Origin of the sequence: Salinicola sp. 4072, assembly GCF_036663415.1 — a bacterium.
GTDB lineage: Bacteria > Pseudomonadota > Gammaproteobacteria > Pseudomonadales > Halomonadaceae > Salinicola > Salinicola salarius_A.
Genome location: NZ_JAXOVV010000009.1, coordinates 79,885 through 104,477, shown reverse-complemented (window position 1 = coordinate 104,477; position 24,593 = coordinate 79,885). Strand labels below are relative to the sequence as shown.

General features: G+C 62.3%; 23 protein-coding genes. 11 read left to right on the top strand and 12 right to left on the bottom strand.

All coding sequences use genetic code 11. The features are described from left to right. Window positions 1-75: 75 nt before the first annotated feature. Window positions 76-1,377 carry an SLC13 family permease gene (locus tag R3F72_RS08585; protein WP_087720449.1) on the bottom strand — a complete coding sequence of 434 codons (1,302 nt, stop codon included), beginning with the start codon at window positions 1,375-1,377 and terminating at the stop codon, window positions 76-78. 89 nt (window positions 1,378-1,466) lie between these two features. Continuing rightward, window positions 1,467-2,300 carry an amidohydrolase family protein gene (locus tag R3F72_RS08580; RefSeq protein ID WP_087720448.1) on the bottom strand — a complete coding sequence of 278 codons (834 nt, stop codon included), beginning with the start codon at window positions 2,298-2,300 and terminating at the stop codon, window positions 1,467-1,469. Between the two features lie 192 nt (window positions 2,301-2,492). Here R3F72_RS08580 and R3F72_RS08575 point away from each other — a divergent pair, with 192 nt between their 5' ends. Further along, window positions 2,493-3,230, top strand: coding sequence for a GntR family transcriptional regulator (locus R3F72_RS08575; protein WP_332779433.1), 738 nt, complete (start codon window positions 2,493-2,495; stop codon window positions 3,228-3,230). Between the two features lie 34 nt (window positions 3,231-3,264). Here R3F72_RS08575 and R3F72_RS08570 read toward each other — a convergent pair whose 3' ends face one another. From R3F72_RS08570 to R3F72_RS08540, 7 genes are all read right to left on the bottom strand, one after another. Next, a complete protein-coding gene (locus R3F72_RS08570) occupies window positions 3,265-3,711 on the bottom strand; it encodes a universal stress protein (protein WP_332779432.1) in 447 nt (148 codons plus the stop codon). Window positions 3,712-3,943: 232 nt separating this feature from the next. Continuing rightward, window positions 3,944-4,948 (bottom strand): dipeptide ABC transporter ATP-binding protein, encoded by a 1,005-nt coding sequence (locus R3F72_RS08565; protein ID WP_071232340.1) that lies wholly within the window; start codon window positions 4,946-4,948, stop codon window positions 3,944-3,946. Continuing rightward, complete coding sequence (locus tag R3F72_RS08560) at window positions 4,945-6,045, bottom strand: ABC transporter ATP-binding protein (protein WP_332779431.1); 1,101 nt, start codon at window positions 6,043-6,045, stop codon at window positions 4,945-4,947. The genes R3F72_RS08565 and R3F72_RS08560 overlap by 4 nt, the downstream gene beginning before the upstream one ends. A 16-nt stretch (window positions 6,046-6,061) precedes the next feature. After that, on the bottom strand, window positions 6,062-6,961 hold the full coding sequence (locus R3F72_RS08555) for an ABC transporter permease subunit (protein ID WP_218777064.1): 900 nt from the start codon (window positions 6,959-6,961) through the stop codon (window positions 6,062-6,064). Window positions 6,962-6,973: 12 nt separating this feature from the next. Next, window positions 6,974-7,978: an ABC transporter permease subunit gene (locus tag R3F72_RS08550; RefSeq protein WP_332779430.1), complete on the bottom strand. Its 1,005-nt coding sequence runs from the start codon at window positions 7,976-7,978 to the stop codon at window positions 6,974-6,976. Window positions 7,979-8,053: 75 nt separating this feature from the next. Beyond that, window positions 8,054-9,640 carry an ABC transporter substrate-binding protein gene (locus R3F72_RS08545; RefSeq protein WP_083387401.1) on the bottom strand — a complete coding sequence of 529 codons (1,587 nt, stop codon included), beginning with the start codon at window positions 9,638-9,640 and terminating at the stop codon, window positions 8,054-8,056. A gap of 225 nt (window positions 9,641-9,865) precedes the next feature. Further along, a complete protein-coding gene (locus tag R3F72_RS08540; protein ID WP_332779429.1) occupies window positions 9,866-10,747 on the bottom strand; it encodes a glycine betaine ABC transporter substrate-binding protein in 882 nt (293 codons plus the stop codon). A 258-nt stretch (window positions 10,748-11,005) separates the two neighbouring features. On the opposite strand from R3F72_RS08540, the gene R3F72_RS08535 reads away from it, so the two are divergent. The 3 genes from R3F72_RS08535 (at window position 11,006) to R3F72_RS08525 (ending at window position 12,759) form a co-directional block, all read left to right on the top strand. After that, a complete protein-coding gene (locus R3F72_RS08535; RefSeq protein ID WP_303854667.1) occupies window positions 11,006-11,380 on the top strand; it encodes a DUF488 domain-containing protein in 375 nt (124 codons plus the stop codon). Continuing rightward, window positions 11,377-11,571 (top strand): acetyltransferase, encoded by a 195-nt coding sequence (locus tag R3F72_RS08530; protein ID WP_071232347.1) that lies wholly within the window; start codon window positions 11,377-11,379, stop codon window positions 11,569-11,571. Before R3F72_RS08535 ends, R3F72_RS08530 begins: the two co-directional genes overlap by 4 nt. 177 nt (window positions 11,572-11,748) lie before the next feature. Then, window positions 11,749-12,759, top strand: a complete 1,011-nt coding sequence (locus tag R3F72_RS08525; protein ID WP_332779428.1) for an Ldh family oxidoreductase — start codon at window positions 11,749-11,751, stop codon at window positions 12,757-12,759. Between the two features lie 27 nt (window positions 12,760-12,786). Here the strand turns inward: R3F72_RS08525 and R3F72_RS08520 are convergent, their stop codons facing one another. Beyond that, the gene (locus tag R3F72_RS08520; protein WP_442978341.1) at window positions 12,787-13,086 is read right to left on the bottom strand and encodes a HigA family addiction module antitoxin; all 300 of its coding nucleotides are present in this window, start codon (window positions 13,084-13,086) and stop codon (window positions 12,787-12,789) included. Window positions 13,087-13,566: 480 nt separating this feature from the next. On the opposite strand from R3F72_RS08520, the gene glpD reads away from it, so the two are divergent. The 3 genes from glpD to glpK all read left to right on the top strand — a co-directional run bounded on the left by glpD (window position 13,567) and on the right by glpK (window position 17,569). Beyond that, window positions 13,567-15,087 carry a glycerol-3-phosphate dehydrogenase gene (gene glpD / locus R3F72_RS08515; RefSeq protein WP_332779427.1) on the top strand — a complete coding sequence of 507 codons (1,521 nt, stop codon included), beginning with the start codon at window positions 13,567-13,569 and terminating at the stop codon, window positions 15,085-15,087. 197 nt (window positions 15,088-15,284) lie between these two features. Beyond that, window positions 15,285-16,013, top strand: a complete 729-nt coding sequence (locus tag R3F72_RS08510) for an MIP/aquaporin family protein (protein ID WP_071232351.1) — start codon at window positions 15,285-15,287, stop codon at window positions 16,011-16,013. A 47-nt stretch (window positions 16,014-16,060) separates the two neighbouring features. Further along, window positions 16,061-17,569: a glycerol kinase GlpK gene (glpK, locus tag R3F72_RS08505; RefSeq protein ID WP_087720551.1), complete on the top strand. Its 1,509-nt coding sequence runs from the start codon at window positions 16,061-16,063 to the stop codon at window positions 17,567-17,569. Between the two features lie 99 nt (window positions 17,570-17,668). On the opposite strand, the gene R3F72_RS08500 is transcribed toward glpK, so the two are convergent. Next, window positions 17,669-17,851, bottom strand: coding sequence for a hypothetical protein (locus R3F72_RS08500; protein WP_143543309.1), 183 nt, complete (start codon window positions 17,849-17,851; stop codon window positions 17,669-17,671). Here R3F72_RS08500 and R3F72_RS08495 point away from each other — a divergent pair. Together R3F72_RS08495 and R3F72_RS08490 are read left to right on the top strand one after the other, a co-directional pair. Further along, window positions 17,835-20,030, top strand: coding sequence for an OsmC domain/YcaO domain-containing protein (locus R3F72_RS08495; RefSeq protein ID WP_332779426.1), 2,196 nt, complete (start codon window positions 17,835-17,837; stop codon window positions 20,028-20,030). The two genes, R3F72_RS08500 and R3F72_RS08495, sit on opposite strands and share 17 nt — an antisense overlap. A gap of 262 nt (window positions 20,031-20,292) precedes the next feature. Continuing rightward, window positions 20,293-21,882 (top strand): alkaline phosphatase D family protein, encoded by a 1,590-nt coding sequence (locus R3F72_RS08490; protein ID WP_332779425.1) that lies wholly within the window; start codon window positions 20,293-20,295, stop codon window positions 21,880-21,882. A 25-nt stretch (window positions 21,883-21,907) separates the two neighbouring features. Here R3F72_RS08490 and R3F72_RS08485 read toward each other — a convergent pair whose 3' ends face one another. After that, complete coding sequence (locus R3F72_RS08485; RefSeq protein WP_332779424.1) at window positions 21,908-23,362, bottom strand: FAD-binding oxidoreductase; 1,455 nt, start codon at window positions 23,360-23,362, stop codon at window positions 21,908-21,910. A gap of 303 nt (window positions 23,363-23,665) precedes the next feature. Between R3F72_RS08485 and parS the strand changes: the two genes are divergently transcribed. Together parS and R3F72_RS08475 are read left to right on the top strand one after the other, a co-directional pair. Next, entirely contained in the window at window positions 23,666-24,115 is a 450-nt protein-coding gene (parS, locus tag R3F72_RS08480; protein WP_087720548.1) for a type II RES/Xre toxin-antitoxin system antitoxin, read from the top strand. Beyond that, window positions 24,115-24,576 (top strand): RES family NAD+ phosphorylase, encoded by a 462-nt coding sequence (locus tag R3F72_RS08475; RefSeq protein WP_322529545.1) that lies wholly within the window; start codon window positions 24,115-24,117, stop codon window positions 24,574-24,576. The genes parS and R3F72_RS08475 overlap by 1 nt, the downstream gene beginning before the upstream one ends. Window positions 24,577-24,593 lie beyond the last annotated feature (17 nt).

Sequence of the window (24,593 nt, the reverse complement as noted above, 5' to 3'; positions counted from 1 at the left end):
CGATGCATCCCCACTGCTTCGATGCATCCCAACGGCGTCGATACCCGGAGGGACCGCTGAATCACCGCCGGTTTGCTAGAACACGAACGCCAGCATCAGGTTGAACACCAGCGCAGCGACGAAGCCCAGCGGGGCCGCACGGAACAGCAGCTTGGGCAGCAGCCCCGCGCGCGCCTCGTCCGTGGGACAGGAGCCGAGGATCAGGCTGCCACCGGAGGAAAACGGCGAGATCGAGGTGGCCTGTGCGCCGACGACGATGGCGATGAAGATGATCATCGGGTCGATCGAGAGTGTGGTGGCCAGCGACGGCACCAGCGGGAACAGTGCCGGCGTGACCACCCCCAGCGTGCTCGCGAACAGCGACATGAACGCGGCAGCGATGCCGAACGCCACGGGGATCAGGACCGGCGGAATGTTGGTGCCGATCCAGGAGCCGAGCAGATCGATGGTGCCGGCCTCGATCGCCACCGAGATCAGCATGCCGACACCGCAGATCATGATGATCGTGCCCCACGGCAGCGAAGCGATCGCCTTGCGCTCATCGCCCAGCTTCATCAGTAGCGCGATGACCGAGAACACGCTGGCGATCAGGCCGATATCCACCTTGGAATCGATGAGTGCCACGACGCCGTTGTCGGGCAGCACCAGGCTGGCGATCGGAGGCAACAGCACGGTAGCCATCATCAGCAGGGTCAGAATCAGCGTGGAGCGCTGTTCGCGATCGAGCGGGCCGGGACGCTCGACGTGCGCCAGCGATACCATCGCCGCGCCCCGCTTGCGGCTGAACAGGATCAGGCCAGCGAGAACGACGATCGGCACGATCATGGTGCTGGCAAAGATGCCGAAGCTGTTGATGAACGCCTGGTCGTCGGAAATGCCGGAATTGGTCATCAGCGTGCGGAAGATGATGCCGCTCTGGCTGGAGACGAAGTTGGCACCCGCCAATGCGCCGTAGTTGACCGCCATGGCGCCGACGATCAGGTTGAGCCGGGTGCGCTCACACAGTAGCAGCGTGATCGGCGCCATGAACGCCAGCACGGTGTAATAGCCGGCCCCCAGGGCGGAGATCACCACCGCCGCCAGGAAGATGGCAAAGGGCAGCAGGTGCGGAAAGTGCCGACAGCGATACATCAGATGCTCGGCCAGCTTCTCCAGCGTGCCGTTGACGATCGCGAAGCTGTAGAACAGACACACCGAAAAGATGATGAAGAATATCTTCAGTGGCCACATGGCAACCACTTCCTTGGGGCTCAGGCCCAACCCGAAGCAGCCGATCAGATAGGCGAAGGCAATCGCGAACAGACCGATATTGATCCTGGTGCGATATCCCAGAACGATGGAAACGACGATCGCTCCCACCACCAGAAGACTCATCATGACGTTGTTCCCCGTAGCGCTTGTCTTTATGGGTTTTCAATCGATCCCTTTCGAGGATCCCTTCTCGACGAAACCTGGCCGACTGGCCTTCAGGCAGCCCGATCGATTCCGAACAGCCTGGCCGGGTTATCGATCAGGATCTTCCGGCGTTCGGCGGCGTCCGGCAGCAGCGTCTCCATCAGCGAGAACTGGGCGTCGTAATCGGTGTGGGCTTCGAACCGCGTGTGAGGCCAGTCGCTTCCCCACACCAGCCGATCGCCATGGCCATAGGCATCGCGCAGACGCTCGATCGAGCGCCGTGCCTGAGCCGGCGTCGAGCGGCTGCGGTAGGTCGCCGACAACTTGATCCAGATCGCCTCGCTCGGCAGCAGCGACAGCAACGTCCGGTGATCCGAATTGGCCGGGTCGATCTCGCCGTCGGGCAAGCCGAAGTGGTCGATCACCACCGCCACGCCGGACTGCAGAATCTGCGGCACGATCTCGCCCAGATCCTCCACGCCCCGCTGAATCTCCACCGACCAGCCGAGCCGTGCCACCTTGGCGAACAACGTCCGCCAGGACGCGCTACGATAGTCTTCCAGCGGCTGCCCGATCAGGTTGAGCCGAATGCCGACCACACCCGCCTCGGCCAGTTCGTCCAGCGTCTCCTCGGTCACGTCACGCGCCACCACCGCCGTGCCGCGCAGACGCTGCGGAAAGCGACGCAGGGCATCGACCAGATGTCGGTTGTCGGTACCCAGAAAGCTCGGCTGCACCAGCACGCCATGAGAAAGGCCGCAATGATCGAGATGCGCCAGATACTGCTCGACGGTCGCGTCATAATCCGGGCTGTAGCGGCGATTGCCGGCCAGCTCCAGCCCCTGGTGAAAGATATGCGCATGCGTATCGACGCCGGTCAGCGCGACGGAAGCGAGTTGCGTCATGAGTGGCCCTTGGTGAATGACATGAACACGTGACGGCGAACGAAACGTTCGGTCTCAATGAAAGATCTATTCATATAGTTGAATAACAGCGGGCGCAAGCATACACCGCATCGGACGCATTCTTCCGGGGTTACGACTAAAGATGAAAACAAAGGTGATACATTTGTCTGGAACATCGTGGAGGAAACATTCATGAAGGGAACAGGCTCCATGACCGACGAACGCCTGCCGCTCTACCAGCGCCTGCGCGACGACATGCTGGCCAAGATCGCCGCCGGCGAATGGGCGCCGGGCGGCGCGATTCCGACCGAAGCCGAGCTGACCAAGCACTACGGTGTCGCCGTCGGCACGCTGAGAAAGGCCGTGGACACGCTGGTCCAGGACGGGCTGCTGAAGCGCAGCCAGGGACGCGGCACCTTCGTCCTGCGCCCCAACTTCGAGAGCTCGCTGTTCCGTTTCTTCCGCCAGGTGGATGCCAGGGGCGAGCGCCGAATTCCCAATGGACGGATCCTGGCCCGGGAACTCACATCACCGCCGTCCTACGTGGCGGATGCGCTGGCACTGCCTTCGTCGGAGAACGTGATTCGACTGGAGAGAGTGCGGGAACTCGACGGGACGACGGTCTATCACGAAGAAATCTGGCTGCCGGCCAGCCGATTCGAAGCCCTGATACAGATCGATCCCGACGATTTCGGCAATCTGCTCTACCCGTTCTACGAGACCCAGTGCGGGCAGCTGATCGGTTCGGCGCGAGAAACCCTGACCGTCGAGACGGCCGACGCGACACTCGCCGGGGTTCTCGGTATTGGCACCGGCCAGCCGGTCGTCATGATCGAACGACTGGCGTTCGGCTACGACCGCACGCCGCTGGAATACCGGCGTTCACGCGGCGCCGCGAACACCTTCCGTTATCAGGTCGACATCTCCTGATCGACGGCCTTACGGCGAGCCGCTCGTCCGGCGTCTAGCCGGGCACGTGCAGCGTCAGCACCGCACAAGGAGCAAGATGCGCCACCTTGTGCGACACGCTGCCGACAGCGAGGCTCTTCAGATCGCTCAGGCCACGGCTGCCCATGATGATCATGTCGACCCCGAGTTCGGTCGCCTGCCGCACGATGGTCTCGACCGGATGCCCTTCCACGATGTGATAGGTCACCTCGTCCGAATCGCCACACATCGCCTGCCAGGCTTCCTCGAGCAGGCGCTCCCCCAGCAGCCGCCCCTTCTCGGGCGTGTAGTCGGCTGGCGCAGCTCCCACCTTCGCGCCGAGCGCATCCTTGGCAACCGGCACCTCGGGCACATGCAACAGGTGGATTCTGGCCTGGGTCGCACGCTGGACCAGGCACGCATGTGCCAGCGCCTGGCGTGCGCTGGCCGAACCATCGATGGGTACCAGTATCTGCTGAGTCATGACCGCCACCTCCTGATGTGATGACTGACTTGGTGTGATGATTGACTTGGCGTGACTGTCTGGGTGTAAACGACGCGATTCGACTACCCGGCTCGTTGCGATACCGGATAACGATCCTGACTACAGCGTAGACAATGCACGCCAGGAGGCGACATCGAGAGTGGCAGGATGAGGGCCGAGCGCCGACTGTCTTGCAGCAATCGGCGCTCGCATTGGGCGGGAGGCTTTCGGTTCAACCCGCCCGGGCGTACTTGGCGACCGCCTGGTCGACATGGATGCAGGCAACCTTGACCCGGTCGTTGACGCTATCCAGCGGCGGATCGGCCTGGGTGCAGGCCTCGGTCGCCAGATGGCAGCGCGGGGCGAACGGGCAACCCGGCGGCGGCGCCAGCGGCGACGGCGGCTCGCCCTTGAGGTGGACACGCTCGCGTCGGCGGTTGGGGTCCGCCACCGGCGTGGCCGAGAACAGCGCCTGGGTGTAGGGGTGGCGCGGCGTGGTGAAGACCTCCTCCGCCGGCCCGGTTTCCACCGGCTGGCCGAAGTACATCACAATCACGTCGTCGGCGATGCGGCGCACCACCGACAGATCGTGCGAGATGAACACGTAGGCCAGCCCGAACTCGTCCTGCAGATCCGCCAGCAGGTTGAGCACCTGCGCCTGGATCGACAGATCCAGCGCCGAGACCGGCTCGTCCAGCACCAGAATCTTCGGGTTGAGCATCAGGGCGCGCGCGATGGCGATACGCTGACGCTGCCCACCGGAAAACATGTGCGGATAGCGATCGGCATGTTCCGGACGCAGCCCGACCTTGGCGATCATGTCTAGCGCCGCCTGGCGTCGTTCGGCCGCGCTCATCTCCTTGCGGTTGAGCTTGAGCGGCTCTTCCAGCATGGTCGCCACCGTCTTGCGCGGGTTGAGCGAGCCATACGGATTCTGAAAGATGATCTGCACCTCCCGGCGCAACGCCGCCGGGGGCCGCTGCCCCTCCTTCAACGATACCTCGTGCCCGCTGATCGTCAGCTTGCCGCTGGTGGGCGGCTCGATCATCGTCAGCACCCGGGCCAGGGTCGACTTGCCGCAGCCGGACTCGCCGACCACGGCCAGCGTCTGGCCGGGATAGAGTTCGAAGGTGGCCTCGTTGAGCGCCTTCACCGTCGCCGGCTTGGAGAACGGCCCACCCTTGATCTGATAGTGGCGCGTGAGATTGACGGCACTCAATACGGCGTCACGGCTCATGGGCGCACCTCCGGTCGCGACGGGTTCTGGAAAGAGGGGTTCTGGGGAGAGGAGCTCTGGGAAGACGGATTCGTCGGCAGCGGTTCTTGCGGTGGCTCTTGCGACGAAGCGGCCGAAGGCGGCATACCGGCTGCCGGGTGATCGAGCGGATAGTGACACAACGTACGGGCCGGATCGTCCGGCGCCGCCACCGGCTCGACCTCGCGGCAGTGCTCGGTGGCATAGCGGCAGCGCGGGTTGAACAGGCAACCCGTCGGGCGATCATGCTGACCGGGCACGACGCCGGGAATGGTCGGCAGGCGATCCTGATCGCCGGCGCGCTCCGGCAGCGCCGACAGCAGCGCCTCGGTGTAGGGATGACGCGGATTGGCGAACAGCGACTTCACGTCCTGCTTCTCGACCTGGCGGCCGGCGTACTGGACCACCACGTGCTTCGCCGTCTCCGCGACCACGCCCATGTCATGGGTGATCAGGATCAGCGCCATGCCGGTGTCTTCCTGCAACCGCAGCAGCAGCTCGAGAATCTGCGCCTGGATGGTGACGTCTAGCGCCGTGGTCGGCTCGTCGGCGATCAGCAGGCGCGGGTTGCAGGAGATCGCCATGGCGATCATCACCCGCTGGCTCATGCCGCCGGAGAGCTGATGCGGATACGCCTTGATCCGACGCGCCGGGTCGGGAATCCCCACCTGCGCCAGCAGATCCAGCGCCCGCTCGTGGCGCTCCTTGCGCGATCCGCCCAGGTGCTGCTTGATCATCTCATCGATCTGGGTGCCGACGGTGAAGCAGGGATTGAGGCTGCTCATCGGCTCCTGAAAGATCATCGACATCTCGCCGCCGACGATGCGCCGGCGCTGGCGCGAGCTCAACTGCTGCAGATCCTGGCCATCGAAGGCCATCTTGTCGGCGGTGACCTGTGCCGTCCACGGCAGCAGGCCCATGGTGGCGAGCATCGACACGGACTTGCCGGAACCGGACTCGCCCACGATCGACCACACCTCGCCGCGGTCGACGTTGATATTGACGCCCTCCACGGCCGCGAACAGGCCACTGCTCGTCTGGAAGCGAACGCTGAGCCCTTCGATATCTAGTAATGCCATGAAAGAGCCTCCTGCGTCATGAACGCTTCATTTTGGGATCGAGCGCATCGCGCAAGCCGTCACCCATCAGATTGATCATCAATACCGTGAGCAGAATGATCAGCCCCGGGAACGTGACCGCCCAGTAGGCGCTACCCATGAACTCGCGCGCATTGGCCAGCATCGCGCCCCACTCCGGCGTCGGCGGCTGGACGCCCATGCCGAGAAAACCCAGCGCCGCGATATCGAGAATCGCGGTGGAGAAAGAGAGCGTCGCCTGCACGATCAGCGGCGCCATGCAGTTGGGCAGCAGCGTGTTGAACATCAGCCGCAGGTGCCCGGCGCCGGAAAGCCGGCTGGCGATGACGTACTCGCGACTCTTCTCGCCGATCACCGCGGCCCGCGTCAGGCGCACGAAATAGGGTAGCTGCACCATGGCGATGGCGATCATGGCACTGGTCAGGCCGGGACTGAGAATGGCGACCAGGCCCAGTGCCAGCAGCAGGCTGGGGAATGCCAGCACCACGTCCATCACGCGGGTGATCACGGTCTCGATCCAGCCGCGGAAGTACCCGGCCAGCAGGCCGAGGAAGATCCCGGCGCCCATCGAGATGATGACCACCATGGCGCTGATCGAGAGCGAATAGCGCGCCCCGTAGATCAGACGGGAAAGAATGTCGCGACCCACGGCATCCGTACCGAGGAGATAGTCCCAGCTTCCTTCGGCATGCCAGACCGGCGGCACCAGCAGCGCCGAACGGTCCTGCATCGCCGGGTCGTGCGGGGCGACCCAGGGCGCGAACAGCGCGACCAGCAGAATGAGAACGATGAAGATCAGGCCGACCAGCGCACCGCGACTGGCGCTGAAATCGCTCCAGAAGGAGGCCAGCTGGTAGCGGAACGTCCCGGGTGCGGCGGGGGTGGAAATTGCAGCCATTGTCATGCCCCCTTAATGGCGAATGCGTGGATTGATGACGCCATAGGCGATATCAACCAGCAGATTGACGATCATCACAATGAACGCGATCAGCACCAGACCACCCTGCACCGAAGGATAGTCGCGCCGCGAGATCGCATCGATCATCCACTTGCCGATGCCCGGCCAGGAGAAGATCGTCTCGGTCAGAATCGCCCCCGCCAGCAGCAGGCCGACCTGAAGGCCGATCACCGTCACCACCGAGATCAGCGCGTTGCGCAGCGTATGCACCATGATCACGCGGAAGTTCGACAGCCCCTTGGCGCGCGCGGTGCGAACGTAGTCCTCGCCCAGCACTTCGAGCATCGAGGAGCGCGTCTGACGCGCGATGACCGCCAGCGGAATCGTGCCCAGCACGATCGCAGGCAGGACCAGGTGATGCAGCGCGGAGAGAAACGCGCCCCAGTCGCCGGCGATCAGGCTATCGATGGTCATGAAGCCGGTGACGGAGTCGATGAAATACAGAAACGAGATGCGTCCGGAAACCGGCGTCCAGCCTAACGTGCTGGAGAACAGCATGATCAGCAGCAGGCCCCACCAGAAGATCGGCATCGAGTAGCCCGTCAGACTGACACCCATGACGGTATGGTCGAGCGTCTTGCCACGCTTGACCGCCGCCAGCACGCCGGCCGGCAAGCCAATGATGACAGCGAACGCCAAGGCGAACAGCGAAAGTTCCAGCGTGGCCGGAAAGCGGCTCATGAACTCATCCATCACCGGCGAGTGGGTCACCAGGGAATTACCGAGATCGCCGTGCAGCAGCCCCTTCAGAAAATCGAGATACTGGACGACCAGAGAGCGGTCGAAACCCATTTGCGCCTTGAGCTCGGCATAGCGTTCGGCCGAGATGCCGCGCTCTCCCGCCATCAGCAGAATCGGATCGCCCGGCAACAGGCGAATGAAAGCGAACGCAACGATGGTGACGCCAATGAACGTCGGGACCAGCTGCGCCAGCTTGACCAGAAAGAATTTGAACATTTTGGAGTACTAGCTAGTCGCGCGATAAGAGACGGGGCGGCTTCAGAGCCGCCCCGTGTCCTCGCTAGGAGAGAATCACTTGATGTCGACGCCTTCGAAGCTGTGGCCGCCGAGCGGATCGATCTTGTAGCCGGTCACTTCCTTGCGGATCGGCATGAAGACCGTGGAGTGGGCCAGGGTGTCCCACGGTGCCTGCTCCTTGAAGATCTCCTGCGCCTGCTCGTAGAGCTTGGCACGCTCGCCCTGATCGCTCAGCGTGCGCGCTTTCTGGATCAGCTCGTCGAACGGCTGGTGGCACCACTGCGAACGGTTGGCACCGCCGACACCATCACAGCCGAGCAGCACGCCCATGAAGTTGTCCGGATCGCCGTTGTCGCCGGTCCAGCCCAGAATGACCGCGCCCTCGCGCTTGGTATCCGAAGAACGCTTCAGATACTCGCCCCACTCGTAGGTGACGATCTCCGCATCGACACCGACCTTGGCCAGATCCGACTGCATCAGCTCGGCGGTACGCCGCGCATTCGGCATGTACGGACGCTGAACCGGCATCGCCCAGATGTTCATCTTCAGGTTCTCGACGCCCGCATCGGCCAGCATCTGCTTGGCTTTCTCGGGATCGTACTGATCATCCTGGATGTCGTCGTTGTAGCCCCACATGGTCGGCGGGATCGGGTTCTTGGCGACTTCGCCAGCGCCCTGGAACACCGCGTCGATGATCGCCTGCTTGTTGATCGCCATGTTGAGTGCCTTGCGCACTTCCGGCTTGTCGAATGGCGCCTGCTGGGTGTTGTAGGCCAAGTAGGCCACGTTCAGACCCGCTTCCTGGAGTACGTTGATGTCGTCGTTCTGCTTCATCTCTTCGACATCGGACGGATTCGGGAACGGCATCACATGACACTCGCCCGCCATCAGCTTCTGGTAGCGAACCTGGGCATCGGAAGTGATGGCGAAGACCAGGTTGTCGATCGGCTGCTTGCCGCGGAAGTAGTCCGGGTTGGCCTGATAGCGAATGGCCGCATCTTCACGGTAGTTGACGAACTGAAACGGACCGGTGCCGATCGGCTGCTGGTTGGCCAGCTCCGGCTTGCCCTCGTCGAGCAACTGCTGCTCGTACTCCTTGGAGTGGATCGAAGCGAAGTCCATTGCCAGATTGGCGACGAATGGCGCGTTGGGCTTGGTGAGCACGAACTTCACGGTATGATCGTCGACCTTCTCGATCGACTTGATCAACTCGCCCATCGACATCGAATTGAAGTACTCGAAGCTGCCGTTGGCGAGCTTGTAATACGGGTTGTTCTCGTCCATCTGACGCTCGAACGTCCAGATGACGTCGTCGGCGTTGAGTTTTCGACTCGGCGTGAAGAAGTCGGTGGTCTGGAACTTGACGTCATCGCGCAGATGGAAGGTCACTTCCAGGCCGTCGTCGGAGATTTCCCAGCTCTTGGCGATGGCCGGTTCGACTTCGGTGGTACCCGGCTTGAACTGGACCAGACGGTTGTAGACCGTCTTGCTCGACGCGTCGAAGGTGGTCCCCGCAGTGTAGAGCGAGGGATCGAAGCCTTCCGGAGAGCCTTCGGAGCAGTAGACCAGCGTCTTGGCCATGACCGGGGTCGCGCCCAGCATCATGGCGGCGATGCCAGCCGCAAGCAGCGTCTTCTTCATTGTCAATCTCCTGCACAGCAGCACGCTGTTATTGTGATATCGGCTTGTGGCCGATTGTCATTGTGTTACCGGTCTGTCAGGTATCCGGTAATCGGCACAGACTAGAGCGTGAAGCAGCGTTTAATCAATTGTCCAATAGCGTAACCCGCAGTGGTTGCACTGACTGACCGTTCCGTTTAATAGAAGCGGCCAGCCACGCAGGACAAGACGCGATCTCCGCTATCGCTACGGTTGAATCTGCTCGCCGGCCGCCAGCCATTCGTCGACCTGATCGCGGTTTTCCTCGAGCCAGGTCCGTGCGCCCGCCACCGGATCGTCCTGAGACTCGATCTCCGACATCAGCTCGCCGAGACTTTCATCGCTCATGTGCCAGGCATCGAGCACCGCCGTCAGCCACGGATCGTCTCCCGAAAAGCCCTCGCGGGAGAACCAGTAGATCGTGTCACCGTCGCCATAGACCTTCTCGGGATCCTTGAGATACTTCAGATCGTAGTCCGCGAAGGCCCAGTGCGGATTCCACAGCGTTACCACGATCGGCTCTTCACTCTTGTAGGCGCGGTCGAGCGCGGACATCATCGCCGGTTCGGAGCTGTTCACCTGGTTCAGAGGCAGATCGTAGGTTTCGATAGCGTCGTCGGTCATCCCGGCGATCGCCGAGCCCGGGTCGATCCCCAGAATCGTCGGGCTGCCCTGGTATTCGAACTCGTCGGCACGCTTCGCCAGTTCCGGAATGGAATCGATGTCGACATAGCTCGGCACCACCAGGCCCAGCCCGGTCCTGTCATACCAGGCGTCGTGAACCTCGAGCGTATCCTTGTACGGCTCGAGAAACGCCTTGTCGGTATACGGCAGCCACAGTTCCAGCGACAGATCGAAATCGCCGCTCGCCAATCCCGCAAACAAGGCACTCTTGCCGACATCCGATAGCTCGACGTCATACCCCTGGTCATCCAGCACCAGCTTCCAGAGGTTGGCGACGGCAACGTTCTCGGCCCAGTTGTTGGTGCCGATGACCAGCGGCTTCTCCTGGGCAGGAGCCACAGCCGAGGCGGTCGAGCCGACGGCGAAAAGAGCGGCAGCGGCTGGAACCACAAAAGCCTTTTTCATAATTTTTTATCCTTGCTTGTTGTTAGAAACAAAAACACAGCGTTATAAGTATCCGGATATTGGCGGAGATTGCTACCGCTAACCGCCCAGCCAACGGTAATTCGCGGGCAGCTGCCGGCCTGATACCTCCTCCTGAGCGGACGTTCCTGCCCATGCAGCTTTGGCTACATTAGGGTTATCGTCGGTGACGGCAGCGCCCTGATTCAGTTCGGATTCAGCTCGTCCGGCCACCGCCATGCCCACTCCGCAGGAGAGCCCATGAAGATCCAGCTCAAACGGATTTACGACGACACCGCCCAGAACGACGGCTATCGAGTACTGGTCGACGGCATGTGGCCGCGCGGCATCGCCAAACGAGATGCCAGGATCGACGAGTGGTACAAGACGCTGGCGCCCAGCAAGGCACTACGCCAGTGGTTCGGCCATGACCGGGAACGCTGGCAAGCGTTTCGAAAGGCGTATCTCGCGGAACTCGCCGAGGCCGACACCACCGCTCTCGACGAGCTATGTGAGATCGCCCGCCAGCAGCAGCTGACGCTGCTGTTCGCTGCGAAAGACGTCGAATGCAATCATGCCGTGGTGCTCAGAGAGTACCTGCAAATGCGCGATGGACGATTGGAGAAGAAGCGATGAACGAGACGGAAGCGCTGCAGCTCGCCACGAAAGTCCAAAAAGCCTGCATCGAGGCCGCACTGTCTGGCTATGAAAACGCCGCCCTGTCCGGCTTGTGCCAGGAAGGCGCCATCGAGGCCGCAATCAGCGCGATCCAGATGCTCGATCTGAACGCGCTGGCGGTGCCGGGATCTCATCAGGATCCGACCTAGCCCGACATGCAACCACACCATTCGTGGGCATCACGCTCGACGAACTATCACTTTCGTCTAACAGGCGCTGACGTTTCAGACGTTTATGCTGGCTTCCTGCTTGTATGACAAAGAGCCGACTCACTGTCTGGCGTCTTTGCATGCCAATGTCTGATGCACCCGCCGAAGAGCCCGATCATGGAACAAGACATTACCCTTTCGCTTCGAGACGCCGAAGCGCTGAGCCTGCGCATCCTCGGCAATGCCGGATTCAGCGACGCCCACGCCGGCGCAATCACGCGCAGTGTGATCGCGGCGCAACGTGACGAATGCCATTCCCACGGCCTTTATCGCCTCATCAGTTGCGTGGAAACCGCCAGAAAAGGCGGTGTCGATACCCAGGCCGAGCCGGAGATCATCGATCAGGCGCCCGGCATCGTGAGGATCGATGCGCATCGGGGCAACTCGCTGCTCTCTTTCGAACGAGGCAAGTCGCCTCTCAAGGAGAAGGCCGAACGTAACGGCATCGCCGCACTCGCCATCAACAACTGCTTCCACTTCTCCGCACTCTGGCCCGAGGTCGAAGCGCTCGCCGAGATGGGGCTGGTCGGCCTGGCGATGAACCCGACCCATGCCTTCGTCGCCCCCACGGGCGGCAACCGCCCGCTGCTCGGCACCAACCCCATCGCCTTTTCCTGGCCGCGGCCGGGCAAGCACCCTTACACCTTCGACTTCGCCACCAGCGTCGTCGCCCGCGGCGAGATCGAACTGCACAAACGCGCCGGCGACTCGATCCCCGAAGGCTGGGCACTGGACGACCAGGGCAACGCGACCACCGATCCGACAGCCGCACTCGAAGGCGCCATGCTTCCCTTCGGCGGCCACAAGGGCTCCGCGCTCTCGACCATGATCGAACTGCTCGCCGGCCCCTTGATCGGCGACGTGCTCAGCCACGAAACGCAACCCGCCAACGATGAAGGCACCGGCAAGCCCTACCACGGCGAGATCATCATCGCCCTCTCCCCCGCCACCTTCCTGGGCGAACGTGCCGACACGCATCTCGCCCACGCGGAAGTGCTGTTCGAGCGCATTCTCGACCAGGGCGCCCGGCTGCCCTCGCAGCGTCGTTACGAAGCGCGGGAACGCAGCCGCGTCAATGGCGTGAAGATTCCCGTGGCGCTGTATGAAGAACTGCAGAAGCTGGCGTGAAATATGAGACAGCGACATGAGAGGGATTCAGCTGCAAGTTAGGCGGAGAGAGGCGGATACGGCGGTTCGTGCCGAGGGCGACATTGGCGCCGCCCTTCTGATTACCTGGCTAGACCAAGCCACCCGAGGGCGAATCCCCTCGTAGTGACCGTGGCGTCTGGCCTCATCCAGATCATAGGAATTCTGTAGCCGCAGCCAATAGCCCGGGCTGGTACCGAAGTAGATCGACAGGCGCAAATCCGTGTCTGCCGTGATCGCCCGCGCCCCGCGCGTGATTTCGCCGATACGGGTCGCCGGCACACCAATGGCCATGGCATTGTTGGTCAAACCCAACGGCTCGATGACATCCTCCAGCAGAATCTCGCCAGGATGGATATTGGGGGTCGCTCTTCGGTCATCGTTTACCTCCTGTACCTTACTGAGTATTACGGTCTCGAACGCAGACCCAATGTTCGATTTCGAAAGCCCTCTCCTCGCCCCGTCCGCGCTTCCACCCCGCCCCAGGCAGGCCTATCGCGAGTCGTCATGATGACCGCCACCAGCCCCTCCCTCTGACACTTGTCTCTACACGATTCAAGCTCATGAAATTCGGATAAAAACTTCTGACCCAAGAAATTTTCATTGATGAAAATCTCGTAAACGAATGGATAAAGTCGCTCTAGACTATTGATTCATCAGGCAGTTATCGCTCTCGCAATCCACAACAGACATACGACTTGTCCAGCATCTAATACTTTTTGATTAATTAAAAATGTTCGATAGCGAGCCACAATGAGTCAATTCGAACATTAGCGAGCAGATCCGAACATGGCCAACGCAAGCTACGATCTGATTGTCATCGGCGGCGGTATCAACGGCGCGGGTATCGCGCGTGACGCCGCGGGTCGCGGCCTTTCGGTGTTGCTGGTCGAGGCGGATGATCTTGCCAGCCATACGTCTTCGGCTTCGACCAAGCTGATCCACGGAGGCCTGCGTTACCTGGAGCAGTACGAGTTCAAGCTCGTGGCCAAGGCACTTTCCGAGCGCGAGGTACTGCTCAAGGCAGCGCCGCACATCATCTGGCCGATGCGTTTCGTCCTGCCTCATCAGAAGCATCTGCGGCCGGCCTGGATGATCCGAACCGGGCTTTTCCTGTACGACCACCTGGGTGGACGCCAGACGCTGGCGGGCTCGCATGGCGTCAAGTTCGCCGATCACCCGGCCGGGACGCCACTGAAGCCCGAGTTCGCCAGGGGCTTCGCCTACTCGGATGCCTGGGTTCAGGATGCTCGGCTGGTGGTGCTCAACTGCATGGACGCGGCCGACCGTGGCGCCCGTATCATGACGCGTACCCGCGCGGAAACGGCAGTGCGCAACGCCGACGGTTGGCAAGTCACTCTAAAGACGATGGACGGCGAGACAATCGCGGTTCACTCGCGCGGGCTGGCCAATGCGGCCGGGCCCTGGGCCGTACGTTTCCTCGACGAGGTCGCTTCGCAGAAGCACCCGTATTCGCTGCGCCTGATCAAGGGCAGCCATATCGTGGTGAACCGGCTGTTCGACCACGACTACGCCTACATCTTCCAGCAGCCCGATGGCCGCATCGTGTTCGCCATCCCCTACGAGCGTGATTTCACGCTGATCGGAACGACCGACGTCGAGCACGAGGGCGCACCGGGCAGAGTGGCGATCGAGGAAGACGAGGTCCGCTATCTCTGCGAATCCGCCAATCGCTATTTCGAGCAGTCGATCGGTCCCGACGACGTCGTCTGGAGCTACTCCGGCGTGCGCCCCCTGCTCGACGATCGCGAGGACAACGCCAGCGAAATCACCCGCGATTACCGCATCCAGCTCGATACCTCCGGCGGCGCCGTCCTGCTCAACGTCTTCGGCGGCAAGCTGACCACCTATCGGCGGCTGGCCGAGGATGCCGTCGATCAACTGGCCCCTGAGCTCGGCAACCAGGGAAAAGCCTGGACCGGCAAGGGCCACCCGCTCCCCGGCGGAGAAGAAGCGAAACCCCAGCATCTGTTCGAGTCGCTACAGGCCAGTCACCCCTTCATTCCCCTGGGCATGGCCAACCGCCTGGTCTTCAACTACGGGACCCGCGTGCGCGACATCGTGGAGGGTGCAAAAAGCCTGGAAGATCTGGGCGAGCATTTTGGCGCCGACCTGTATGCCGCCGAAGTCGATTACCTGCGCGATCACGAGTGGGCACGAACTGCCGAAGATATCCTCTGGCGGCGATCCAAGCTCGGGTTACGGCTCGACGATGATCAATGCCAACGGCTTGCCGACTACCTCGCTCGCTCTTCCGACGGGCCCACCAAGGCCGAGCCGGAAATCTAGGTACGCTCCCGGACCCCATAAGCGAACGCCGCCGTCGCGAATGACGGCATCAATCCGACTGCCATCGATACGAGAGGCGCAACACGAAGGAGGAAGCACATGGCACGCCAGCCCATCATTTTTATCGGCATTCACCTTGCTGGGCATGCAAGTCCGGCCTTACCCAGCCACGACACTCATGACATTAAGGAGTATTCATGGGAATTGTAGAAACGATACTGGTTCACGAGATCGCCGGAACGGCGTTCCTGACGCTACTGGGTTGCGGCGTCGTGGCCAACGTCCTGCTGAACAGGACGAACGGCAACGGCAGCGATGGCATCGTGATCTTCTTCGGCTGGGGGCTTGCCGTGTTCTGCGGGGTCTACGTTGCCTACGATACCGGTGCGCATCTCAACCCAGCGGTGACTCTCAGTTTACTTATCGGTCCGGCTCAGGAGTACGCCGATGGTATTCCGATCAATGTCGTCACGACTGTCACGTACTTTGTGGCTGAGTTCGTCGGCGGCTTTCTCGGGGCGGTCGTTTGCTACCTCGCCTATAAAAAACAGTACGATGACACCGAAGATAGCTCCATCAAACTGGCTACGTTTTCCACGGCACCGACCATCCGATCCTACGGCTGGAATCTGGTCAGCGAGATCGTCGGCACCTTTGTACTGATCTTCGTGATCATCATGTTCGGTAACACGCCATCCGGCCTCGGGCCATTGGCGGTCGCACTGCTGGTGGTCTCGATCGGGGCCTCGCTGGGTGGGCCGACAGGCTACGCCATCAACCCAGCGCGTGACCTCGGCCCCCGCATTGCCCATGCCGTACTGCCGATCAAGAACAAGGGCCCTAACGACTGGCGCTATGCCTGGGTTCCCGTGGTCGGCCCTGTCATCGGTAGCACGCTGGCTGCGCTTGTAGCCTACATCTATTAACCCGTCTGACTGATCGATTTCCGCAACGAATACGAGGAGCAACCGCCATGAGCGACGAAAAGAAATACGTACTCGCGATCGACCAGGGTACGACCAGTTCCCGCGCCATGCTGTTCGATCACAATGGGCAGATCGCAGGCGTTGCCCAGCGCGAGTTCGAACAGATCTTTCCGCGACCGGGCTGGGTGGAACACAACCCGCGCGACATCATGACCAGCGTGCTGACAACGCTGACCGAGGTGATCAACAACACCCAGGTCGACGTCTCGGAAATTGCCGGCATCGGCATTACCAATCAGCGTGAGACCACGGTGATCTGGGACAAGCACACCGGCCAGCCGGTCTACAACGCCATCGTCTGGCAATCGCGGCATTCGGCCGAGATCTGTGACCAGCTGCGCGAAGCGGGCCACGCCGACATGATCCGCGACAAGACCGGCCTGGTGATCGACGCCTATTTTTCAGGCACCAAGGTCAAGTGGATCTTCGACAACGTCGACGGCGTCAAGGAGAAGGCCGAAAAAGGCGACCTGCTGTTCGGCACCATGGATTCCTGGCTGATCTGGAACCTGACCGGCGGCGCCGAACACGTCACCGACGTGACCAACGCCTCGCGCACGCTGATGTTCAACATCCGTGAACGCCGGTGGGATCCGGAGCTGCTCGAGCTGTTCGGCGTGCCGGAATCGATGCTGCCCGAGGTCAAATCCTCCAGCGAAGTCTATGGCAACGTGCTGCCGAAATACTTCTTCGGCAACGAGCTGCCGATCGCGGGTATTGCTGGCGACCAGCAAGCCGCCCTGTTCGGCCAGGCCTGCTTCAAGCCCGGCATGGCCAAGAACACCTATGGCACCGGCTGCTTCACGCTGATGAACACCGGCAGTGAGGCCACGAAATCGGAAAACGGTCTGCTGACGACCATTGCCTGGGAGATCGACGGCGAAGTCGAATACGCCCTGGAAGGGGCCATCTTCGTCGCTGGCTCGGTAGTGCAGTGGCTGCGCGACGGGCTGCGGATGCTGGGCAAGGCGTCGGACTCCGAAGCCTATGCCGAGCGCGCCGGCAGCAACGACGGCGTCTACCTGGTACCGGCCTTCACCGGCCTCGGCGCGCCCTACTGGAATTCGAACGTGCGCGGCGCGATGTTCGGCCTGTCGCGGGGTACCAGCAAGGAGCAGTTCATCCGCGCCGCCATCGAGTCCATGGCCTATCAGACGGCGGACGTCCTCAAGGCAATGCAGTCCGATTCGGGAATCGATCTGACCGAATTGCGCACCGACGGTGGCGCCATCGCCAACAACTTCCTGGCTCAGTTCCAGGCGGATATTCTCAACGTCGACGTGCTGCGTAGCGAAATCAACGAAACGACGGCGCTGGGCGCCGCCTACCTTGCCGGTCTCGCCCTCGGATTCTGGGAGTCGCGCGAGCAGATCGCCGAGCAATGGGCGATCGAACGCCGCTTCGAACCCCACATGAGCGACGACAGGCGCAATGAACTGTATGACGGCTGGAAGCGAGCCGTACAGGCCACCATGGCCTTTCAGGTCGCCTCGTAGCAACTGTCGCGCCCAGCGAGACCGCTTGGCGATGCTGTTCAACGCATCGTTAGCAAGAGAGCTGGCCCGATCCCCATTGGATGGGGGTCGGGCCTTTTGTCATCCGGTCGAAATGGTCATCCGGTCGAAACGGGACGCCTTCGAGCCGAAACGCCACTCCGACAAAACACCCCCAAGACGCAGCGCCCCCAAATCCGGATAATGGCCGCCATCCGCCCGGGTCCAGAATTCGAGGCGCAGCCACTTACCAACGCGGTCCTTCTCCATGGAAATCAAGGTCAACTATCTCGACAACCTGCGTCAGGAAGCGCTGTTCGATGACTTCACCGTCATCACCGACCAGCCGATCCGCTACAAGGGCGATGGCTCCGCACCGGGGCCGTTCGACTACTTCCTGGCGTCTTCGGCGCTGTGCGCAGCCTACTTCGTGCGGGTCTACTGCAACGCGCGGGACATTCCGACCGAGAACATCCGGCTTTCGCAGAACAACATCGTCGACCCGGAGAACCGCTACAACCAGATCTTCAAGATCCAGGTCGAGTTGCCGGACGATATCTCCGAGAAGGATCGCATCGGCATCCTGCGCTCCGTCGAGCGCTGCTCGGTCAAGCGGGTGATCCAGAACAACCCGGAATTCCAGATCGAGACGGTCAAGAGCATCGACGAAGACGCCCAGGCGCTGCTGATGGCGGGGACTCATGTCAAAGACGGCGAAGGCGAATCGACCTGGATCGAGGGCAAGGATCTGCCGCTGGAGCAGACCATCGCCAACATGACGAAGATCCTTGCGGACCTCGGCATGAAGATCGAGATCGCTTCGTGGCGCAATATCGTGCCGAACGTGTGGTCGCTGCACATTCGCGACGCCGCCTCGCCGATGTGTTTCACCAACGGCAAGGGCGCCACCAAGGAAGCCGCGCTCTGCTCCGCGCTGGGCGAGTTCATCGAGCGCCTCTCCTGCAACTTCTTCTACAACGATCAGTTCTTCGGCCCGGAGATCGCCGATAGCGATTTCGTCCATTATCCCGGTGAGAAGTGGTTCCAGCCGGGGCCGAATGACGAACTGCCGGTAGAAATTCTCGACGACCACTGCCGGGCGATCTTCGATCCGGAAGGCGAGCTGCGCGGCTCGCATCTGTTCGACACCAACTCCGGCCGGACGGATCGCGGCATCGTCTCGCTGCCCTTCGTGCGCCAGTCGGACGGCGAGACAGTCTGGTTCCCGTCGAACCTGATCGAGAACCTGTATCTCAGCAACGGCATGAGCGCAGGCAACACCATCGCCGAAGCGCAGGTGCAGTGCCTTTCGGAGATCTTCGAGCGCGCGGTGAAAAGACAGATCATCGAGCAGGAGATCGTGCTGCCGGACGTGCCCGAGGCCGTGCTGGCGAAATATCCCGGTATCGTCGAGGGCATCGAAGCGCTGGAAGCGCAGGGCTTCCCGGTACTGGTGAAGGATGCCTCCCTCGGCGGCCGCTATCCGGTCGCCTGCGTCACGCTGATGAACCCGCGCACCGGCGGCGTGTTCGCTTCCTTCGGCGCGCACCCGAGCTTCCAGGTGGCGGTCGAGCGCAGCCTCACCGAGCTGTTGCAGGGCCGCAGCTTCGAAGGCCTCAACGACCTGCCACCGCCCACCTTCAATTCCCAGGCGGTCTCCGAGCCCAACAACTTCGTCGAGCACTTCATCGACTCTTCCGGCGTGATCTCGTGGCGTTTCTTCAGCGCCCAGGCGGACGTCGAGTTCGTCGAGTGGGACTTCTCGGGCTCCAACGCGGAGGAGGCAGCGGCACTGTTCGGCATTCTCGAAGCCGAGGGTCTAGAAGCCTACGTGGCGACCCATGAAGACCTGGGCGCGCCGGTCTGCCGCATTCTGGTGCCCGGCTACTCCGAGGTGTACCCGGTGGAAGACCTGGTGTGGGACAACACCAACATGGCGCTCGCCTTCCGCGAGGACATCCTCGACCTGCACGCGCTGGATGAGGCGCAGCTGGCCGACCTGCTCGAGCGTCTGGAGGAGAGCGAGCTCGACGAGCAGATGAAGATCATCACCCTGATCGGCATCGAGTTCGACGAGAACACCGTCTGGGGCCAGCTCACCATTCTCGAGCTGAAGCTGCTGATCAACCTGGCGCTTGGCCAACTCGAGGACGCATTGGATCAGGTCGAGATGTTCCTGCAGTTCAACGACAACACCCTCGAGCGCGGCCTGTTCTATCAGGCGCTGCTCGCGGTGCTGCAGATCACCCTCGACGACGATCTTGAGCTCGACGATTACCGTCACAATCTCAAGCGCATGTTCGGCGAGGAAACGATGACGGCAGTCGTCGGTTCGGTAGAAGGCTCGGTTCGCTTCGCCGGACTTGAGCCGACTGACACGCAGCTCACCGGGCTGGAGCGCCACCAGCGCCTGCTCGAAAGCTACCGGAAGCTGCATGCGGCACGGGCGGCCCGCCAAGTCTGAGCTACGCGCATGGAAAAGCCGCCCGTTGAATGATTAGCGGGCGGTTTTGCGTCTGACGTCAGCGATCGGAAGGATGATTCACGCCGTCGGTGGCCGCAATCGACTCCAGGTCACAGGGATCGTCACCGCAGCATGGTGCGATCCGATCTCGGCCTATCGTGTCGCGCTATCCCCTTTCTCACGAGCTTCACACCTTCGTCACTCGCGCCGCCTAGCCTGTTGTCACTGGCACCAATGACCTCGAGCGGATGGAGACGGCACGATGACGATGAATCGAAAGGGCTTTTCCCGGCGTGACTTCCTGACCACGAGTGGCCGTCTCGGCATCGGCCTCGGGTTGGCCGGCACCGGGCTGCTGAGTGCGCCGGCGATCATCATGGCGGAAGGCCGACGACCGACGGTCGAAGGTGGCGTGATGAGCGGCGACGTGTTGCCCGACCGCGCCATGCTGTGGGGGCGTGCCAGCCTCCCCTCGCGGATGCTGGTCGAGGTGGCCGACAACCCGGAGTTCCGAGGCGCCCGCCAGCTTCCCTGGGTCGACGTGCTGCCCGGCACCGATCTGATCGGCAAGATCGACGCGACCGGCCTGACCGGCATGGATACCGTGCACTACCGGGTGCGCTTCGCCGCGCTGGGCGACTCGCGGGCAGTGGGCGAGCCGATGGTCGGGCAACTGCGCTTGCCGCCATCCGCACCGCGCGATCTGCGTTTCGTGTGGTCGGGCGACGTCGTCGGTCAGGGCTGGGGGATCGACGAATCCCGTGGCGGCATGCGTACCTGGGAAGCGATGCGCCAGGTCCGGCCGGATTTCTTCATCCATTCCGGCGACACCGTCTACGCCGACGGCCCGCTTCAGGAGCGCGTCACGCTGCCGGACGGCAGTGCTTGGCGCAATATCGTCACCCCGGCCAAGCAGAAGGTCGCCGAGACGCTGGACGAATATCGCGGCCAGCACGCCTACAATCATCTCGATGCCAATTTTCGCCGTTTTGCCGCCGAAGTGCCGATGCTGGCGCAGTGGGACGATCACGAGACGACCAACAACTGGTATCCGCAGGAGATCCTCGACAACGATCTCTATACGGAAAAGAATGTCGCGCTGCTCGCCGCCCGGGGCCGCCAGGCGTTTCTGGAATACATGCCGATTCGCCTGCCCGCTTCCGCCCCGCAACGGATCTATCGACGTTTCTCTTACGGGCCGGGGATGGAGGTCTTCATGCTGGATATGCGCAGCTATCGCGGACCCAACAGTGCCAACCTGCAAGGCGAGGAATCCTCGGCCACCGCGTTCCTCGGCGAAAATCAGTTCCGCTGGCTGCGGCAGGCGCTGAACGACTCCACCGCGACCTGGAAGATCATCGCCGCGGACATGCCCATCGGCATGGTGGTGCCGGATGGCGATCGGTTCGAAGCGATCGCCAACAAGGATCCCGGCCAGCCGCTCGGGCGGGAACTGGAACTCGCCCGGCTGTTGCGGGCCATTCGCGATGACGATATCCGCAACGTGGTCTGGTTCACCGCCGACGTTCACTACACCGCCGCGCACCACTACGCCCCGGAGCGCGCCAGTTTCAAGGCGTTCAAGCCGTTCTGGGAGTTCGTCAGCGGGCCGCTCCACGCCGGCACCTTCGGCCCCAGCGAGATGGACGCGACCTTCGGCCCCGAAGTGGTCTTCCAGAAGGCGCCACCGGAGGGCCAATCCAACCTGCCGCCCTCGGCGGGCTATCAGTTCTTCGGCCAGGCCGATCTGGACGCCGGGAGCGAGACGCTGACGGTCACGTTGAAGGATAGCGACGGGAACACGCTGCACACCCAGGTGCTCGAGCCGGAAGCCCGCTCCGCCAACACCTGAAGGGAACGGACTGGAAACCGGAAACTTACACCAGTTTGCCCGGATTCATGATGCCGAGCGGATCGAGCGCGGCCTTGATCGCGCGCATCACCGCCCAGCCTTCGCCGTGTTCGGCTTCCATGTAGGCGCGCTTGCCGGTGCCGATGCCATGCTCGCCGGTGCAGGTGCCGCCGGCAGCCAGGGCGCGTTCGATCAGGCGCTGGTTGAATGCCGCCAGCGTCTCCAGCTCTTGTTCACTATGGCGATCCACGGCGACGACCAGATGGAAGTTGCCATCGCCGACATGACCGAGCAGCGGCGCGACCAGGCCGCTTTCGGCGACATCGGCTTGGGTCGCTTCGATGCACTCGGCCAGCTTCGATATCGGCACGCAGATATCGGTGGCGAGAAATTCCATTCCCGGACGCAGCGCCTTGGCGGCGTAGGCGGCATCGTGGCGGGCCTGCCATAGCCTCTGGCGCTCTTCTTCCCTCGTTGCCCAGGCGAAATCGCTGCCGCCGAATTCCTGGCACAGTTCCGCCATCGCTTCGGCCTGCTCCTTCACGCCGGCGTGAGTGCCGTGGAATTCCAGGAACAGCGTCGGCTTCTCGGCGTAGTCGAGCCCGGAGAAGCGATTGACCGCCTGTATCGCGAGGGCGTCCATCAGCTCGATTCGCGCCATGGGTATGCCGTACTGGATCGAGGCGATGACGGTATCGATGGCGCCGGCGACGGTCTCGAACGCCACCGTCGCCGAGGAGATCGCCTCCGGCAGCCCGTGCAGTTTCACCGTCAGCTCGGTGATGATGCCGAGCGTGCCTTCGGCGCCGATCATCAGATGCGTCAGGTCGTAGCCGGCGGCGGACTTGCGCGCCCGCGTGCCGGTCTTGACGATGCGCCCGTCCGGCATCACCACCGTCATCGACAGCACGTTCTCGCGGATGGTGCCGTAGCGCACGGTGTTGGTGCCGCTGGCGCGGGTCGAGGCCATGCCGCCCATGCTGGCGTCCGCCCCCGGATCGACGGAAAAAAACAGACCGGTGGCACGCAGATGGGTGTTGAGCTGGGCACGCGTCACCCCGGGCTGGACGGTGGCGTCCATGTCTTCGGGGCGAACGTCGAGAATCGCGTTCATGGCGGAAAGGTCGACACACAGGCCGCCATGATCGGCGATCACCTGGCCTTCGATGGAAGTGCCGACACCGTAGGGAATCACCGGCACCCGGTGGGCCGCGCAGGCCCGCACGATCGCGGAGACTTCTTCGGTGGAGTGCGGAAAGCAGACGGCGTCCGGGGCGGCCGGATGGTGCCAGGACTCGTCATGCCCGTGCTGCTCGCGAATCCCCGCCACCGTGGTGATGCGATCGCCCAGCATTGGCTCGAGATCGGCGATCAGCGCCCAGAGCGTTTCCGCATCGGGGCGTGGGGGCAGTTTGGTCGCAGAGACAGTGGCATTCTCATTCCCGGCGGTCGATGGGGTTCTGGCGTTAAACGTGCTCATGGCAGTACTCTCAGCGTGGCGTGCGAGCTCACTTAGTAAGCGAGCTATCTTTCGCACCACAGCATACCGCAAGCCATCGCTACCGACTTCATGTCGAACGCGACAGATCAACGGATTCGCGCCGCTATCCGACAGATGAGCGACACGCATGACAGGACCGGATACCGTCCACGGCTGAGACAGCTGTGGAATACCCGTCAGCCCGGTCGACGATATTTTCTGACAGCGGTATCGCTTGACGGAGACGACTGCGCCACGTATACCAATTGATATGCCTTAAGGCTATCAAACGGAGTAATCGTCATGGACGTCCGCTTTACTCAATACCAGCCACCGAAAGCCTCGGCCTCCGGCTTCTGGCAACAGATCGGCCTACCGGCGCGAGGCCGCAAGTTGCACGAACTGCTGCATGAAGGCGTGGAGTACCGGGTCTATCCCAGGCTTGCCCAGGTGTCGGGGATCGAGCAGAAGGCACTGGCGCGCTATGTCGATATTCCTTCGGCCACGCTTAGCCGCCGTGCCAAGTCGGGCCGGTTCAAGTTGGCGGAAAGCGACCGACTGTATCGCTTTGCCGAGCTTTTCAAGGCGGCGCTGGATCTGTTCGAGGGCGATGCCGAAGGCGCTCGCGCATGGCTGCTCAAACCCAATATCGGCCTTGGTGGGCGCAAACCCATCGAGATGAGCGCGACGTCAGCCGAATATCAAACGGTACTGAACCTGATCGGGCGATTGGAGCACGGAGTCTCGGCGTGATGGAGGTGTACGCTTATCGGCTGGTCAAACGTAAATATCAGGACACCGCCTTCGATGGCGAAGGCGCACGGCTTTACGGGGGGCGCTGGAACAGCCCGGGCCGTGCCTGTGTCTATGTGGCAAGTTCCGAATCGCTGGCGCTGCTGGAAATCATGGTGCATCTGGAAAGCTATCGGTTGCTCGATGCCTATGCACTACTGCGCCTGACACTGCCCGCCGAGAGCATCTTGAGAGTTGGCGCAGAGGATTTACCGGACAACTGGCAGGAAGCGCCAGCGCCAGCAGAGACTGCCGATCTGGGCGATGGCTGGCTGACCTCTGGTCAAAGCCTGGCACTGGCGCTGCCCAGCGTGGTGGTGCCAAGAGAGTTCAACTACATGCTCAACCCCGGACATCCGCTGTTTGATCCGATTGTCGCAGCGGCCGAGCCCCTCCCCTTCAAGCCCGATCCGAGGTTGTAAACGGACGAAGGCAGCCA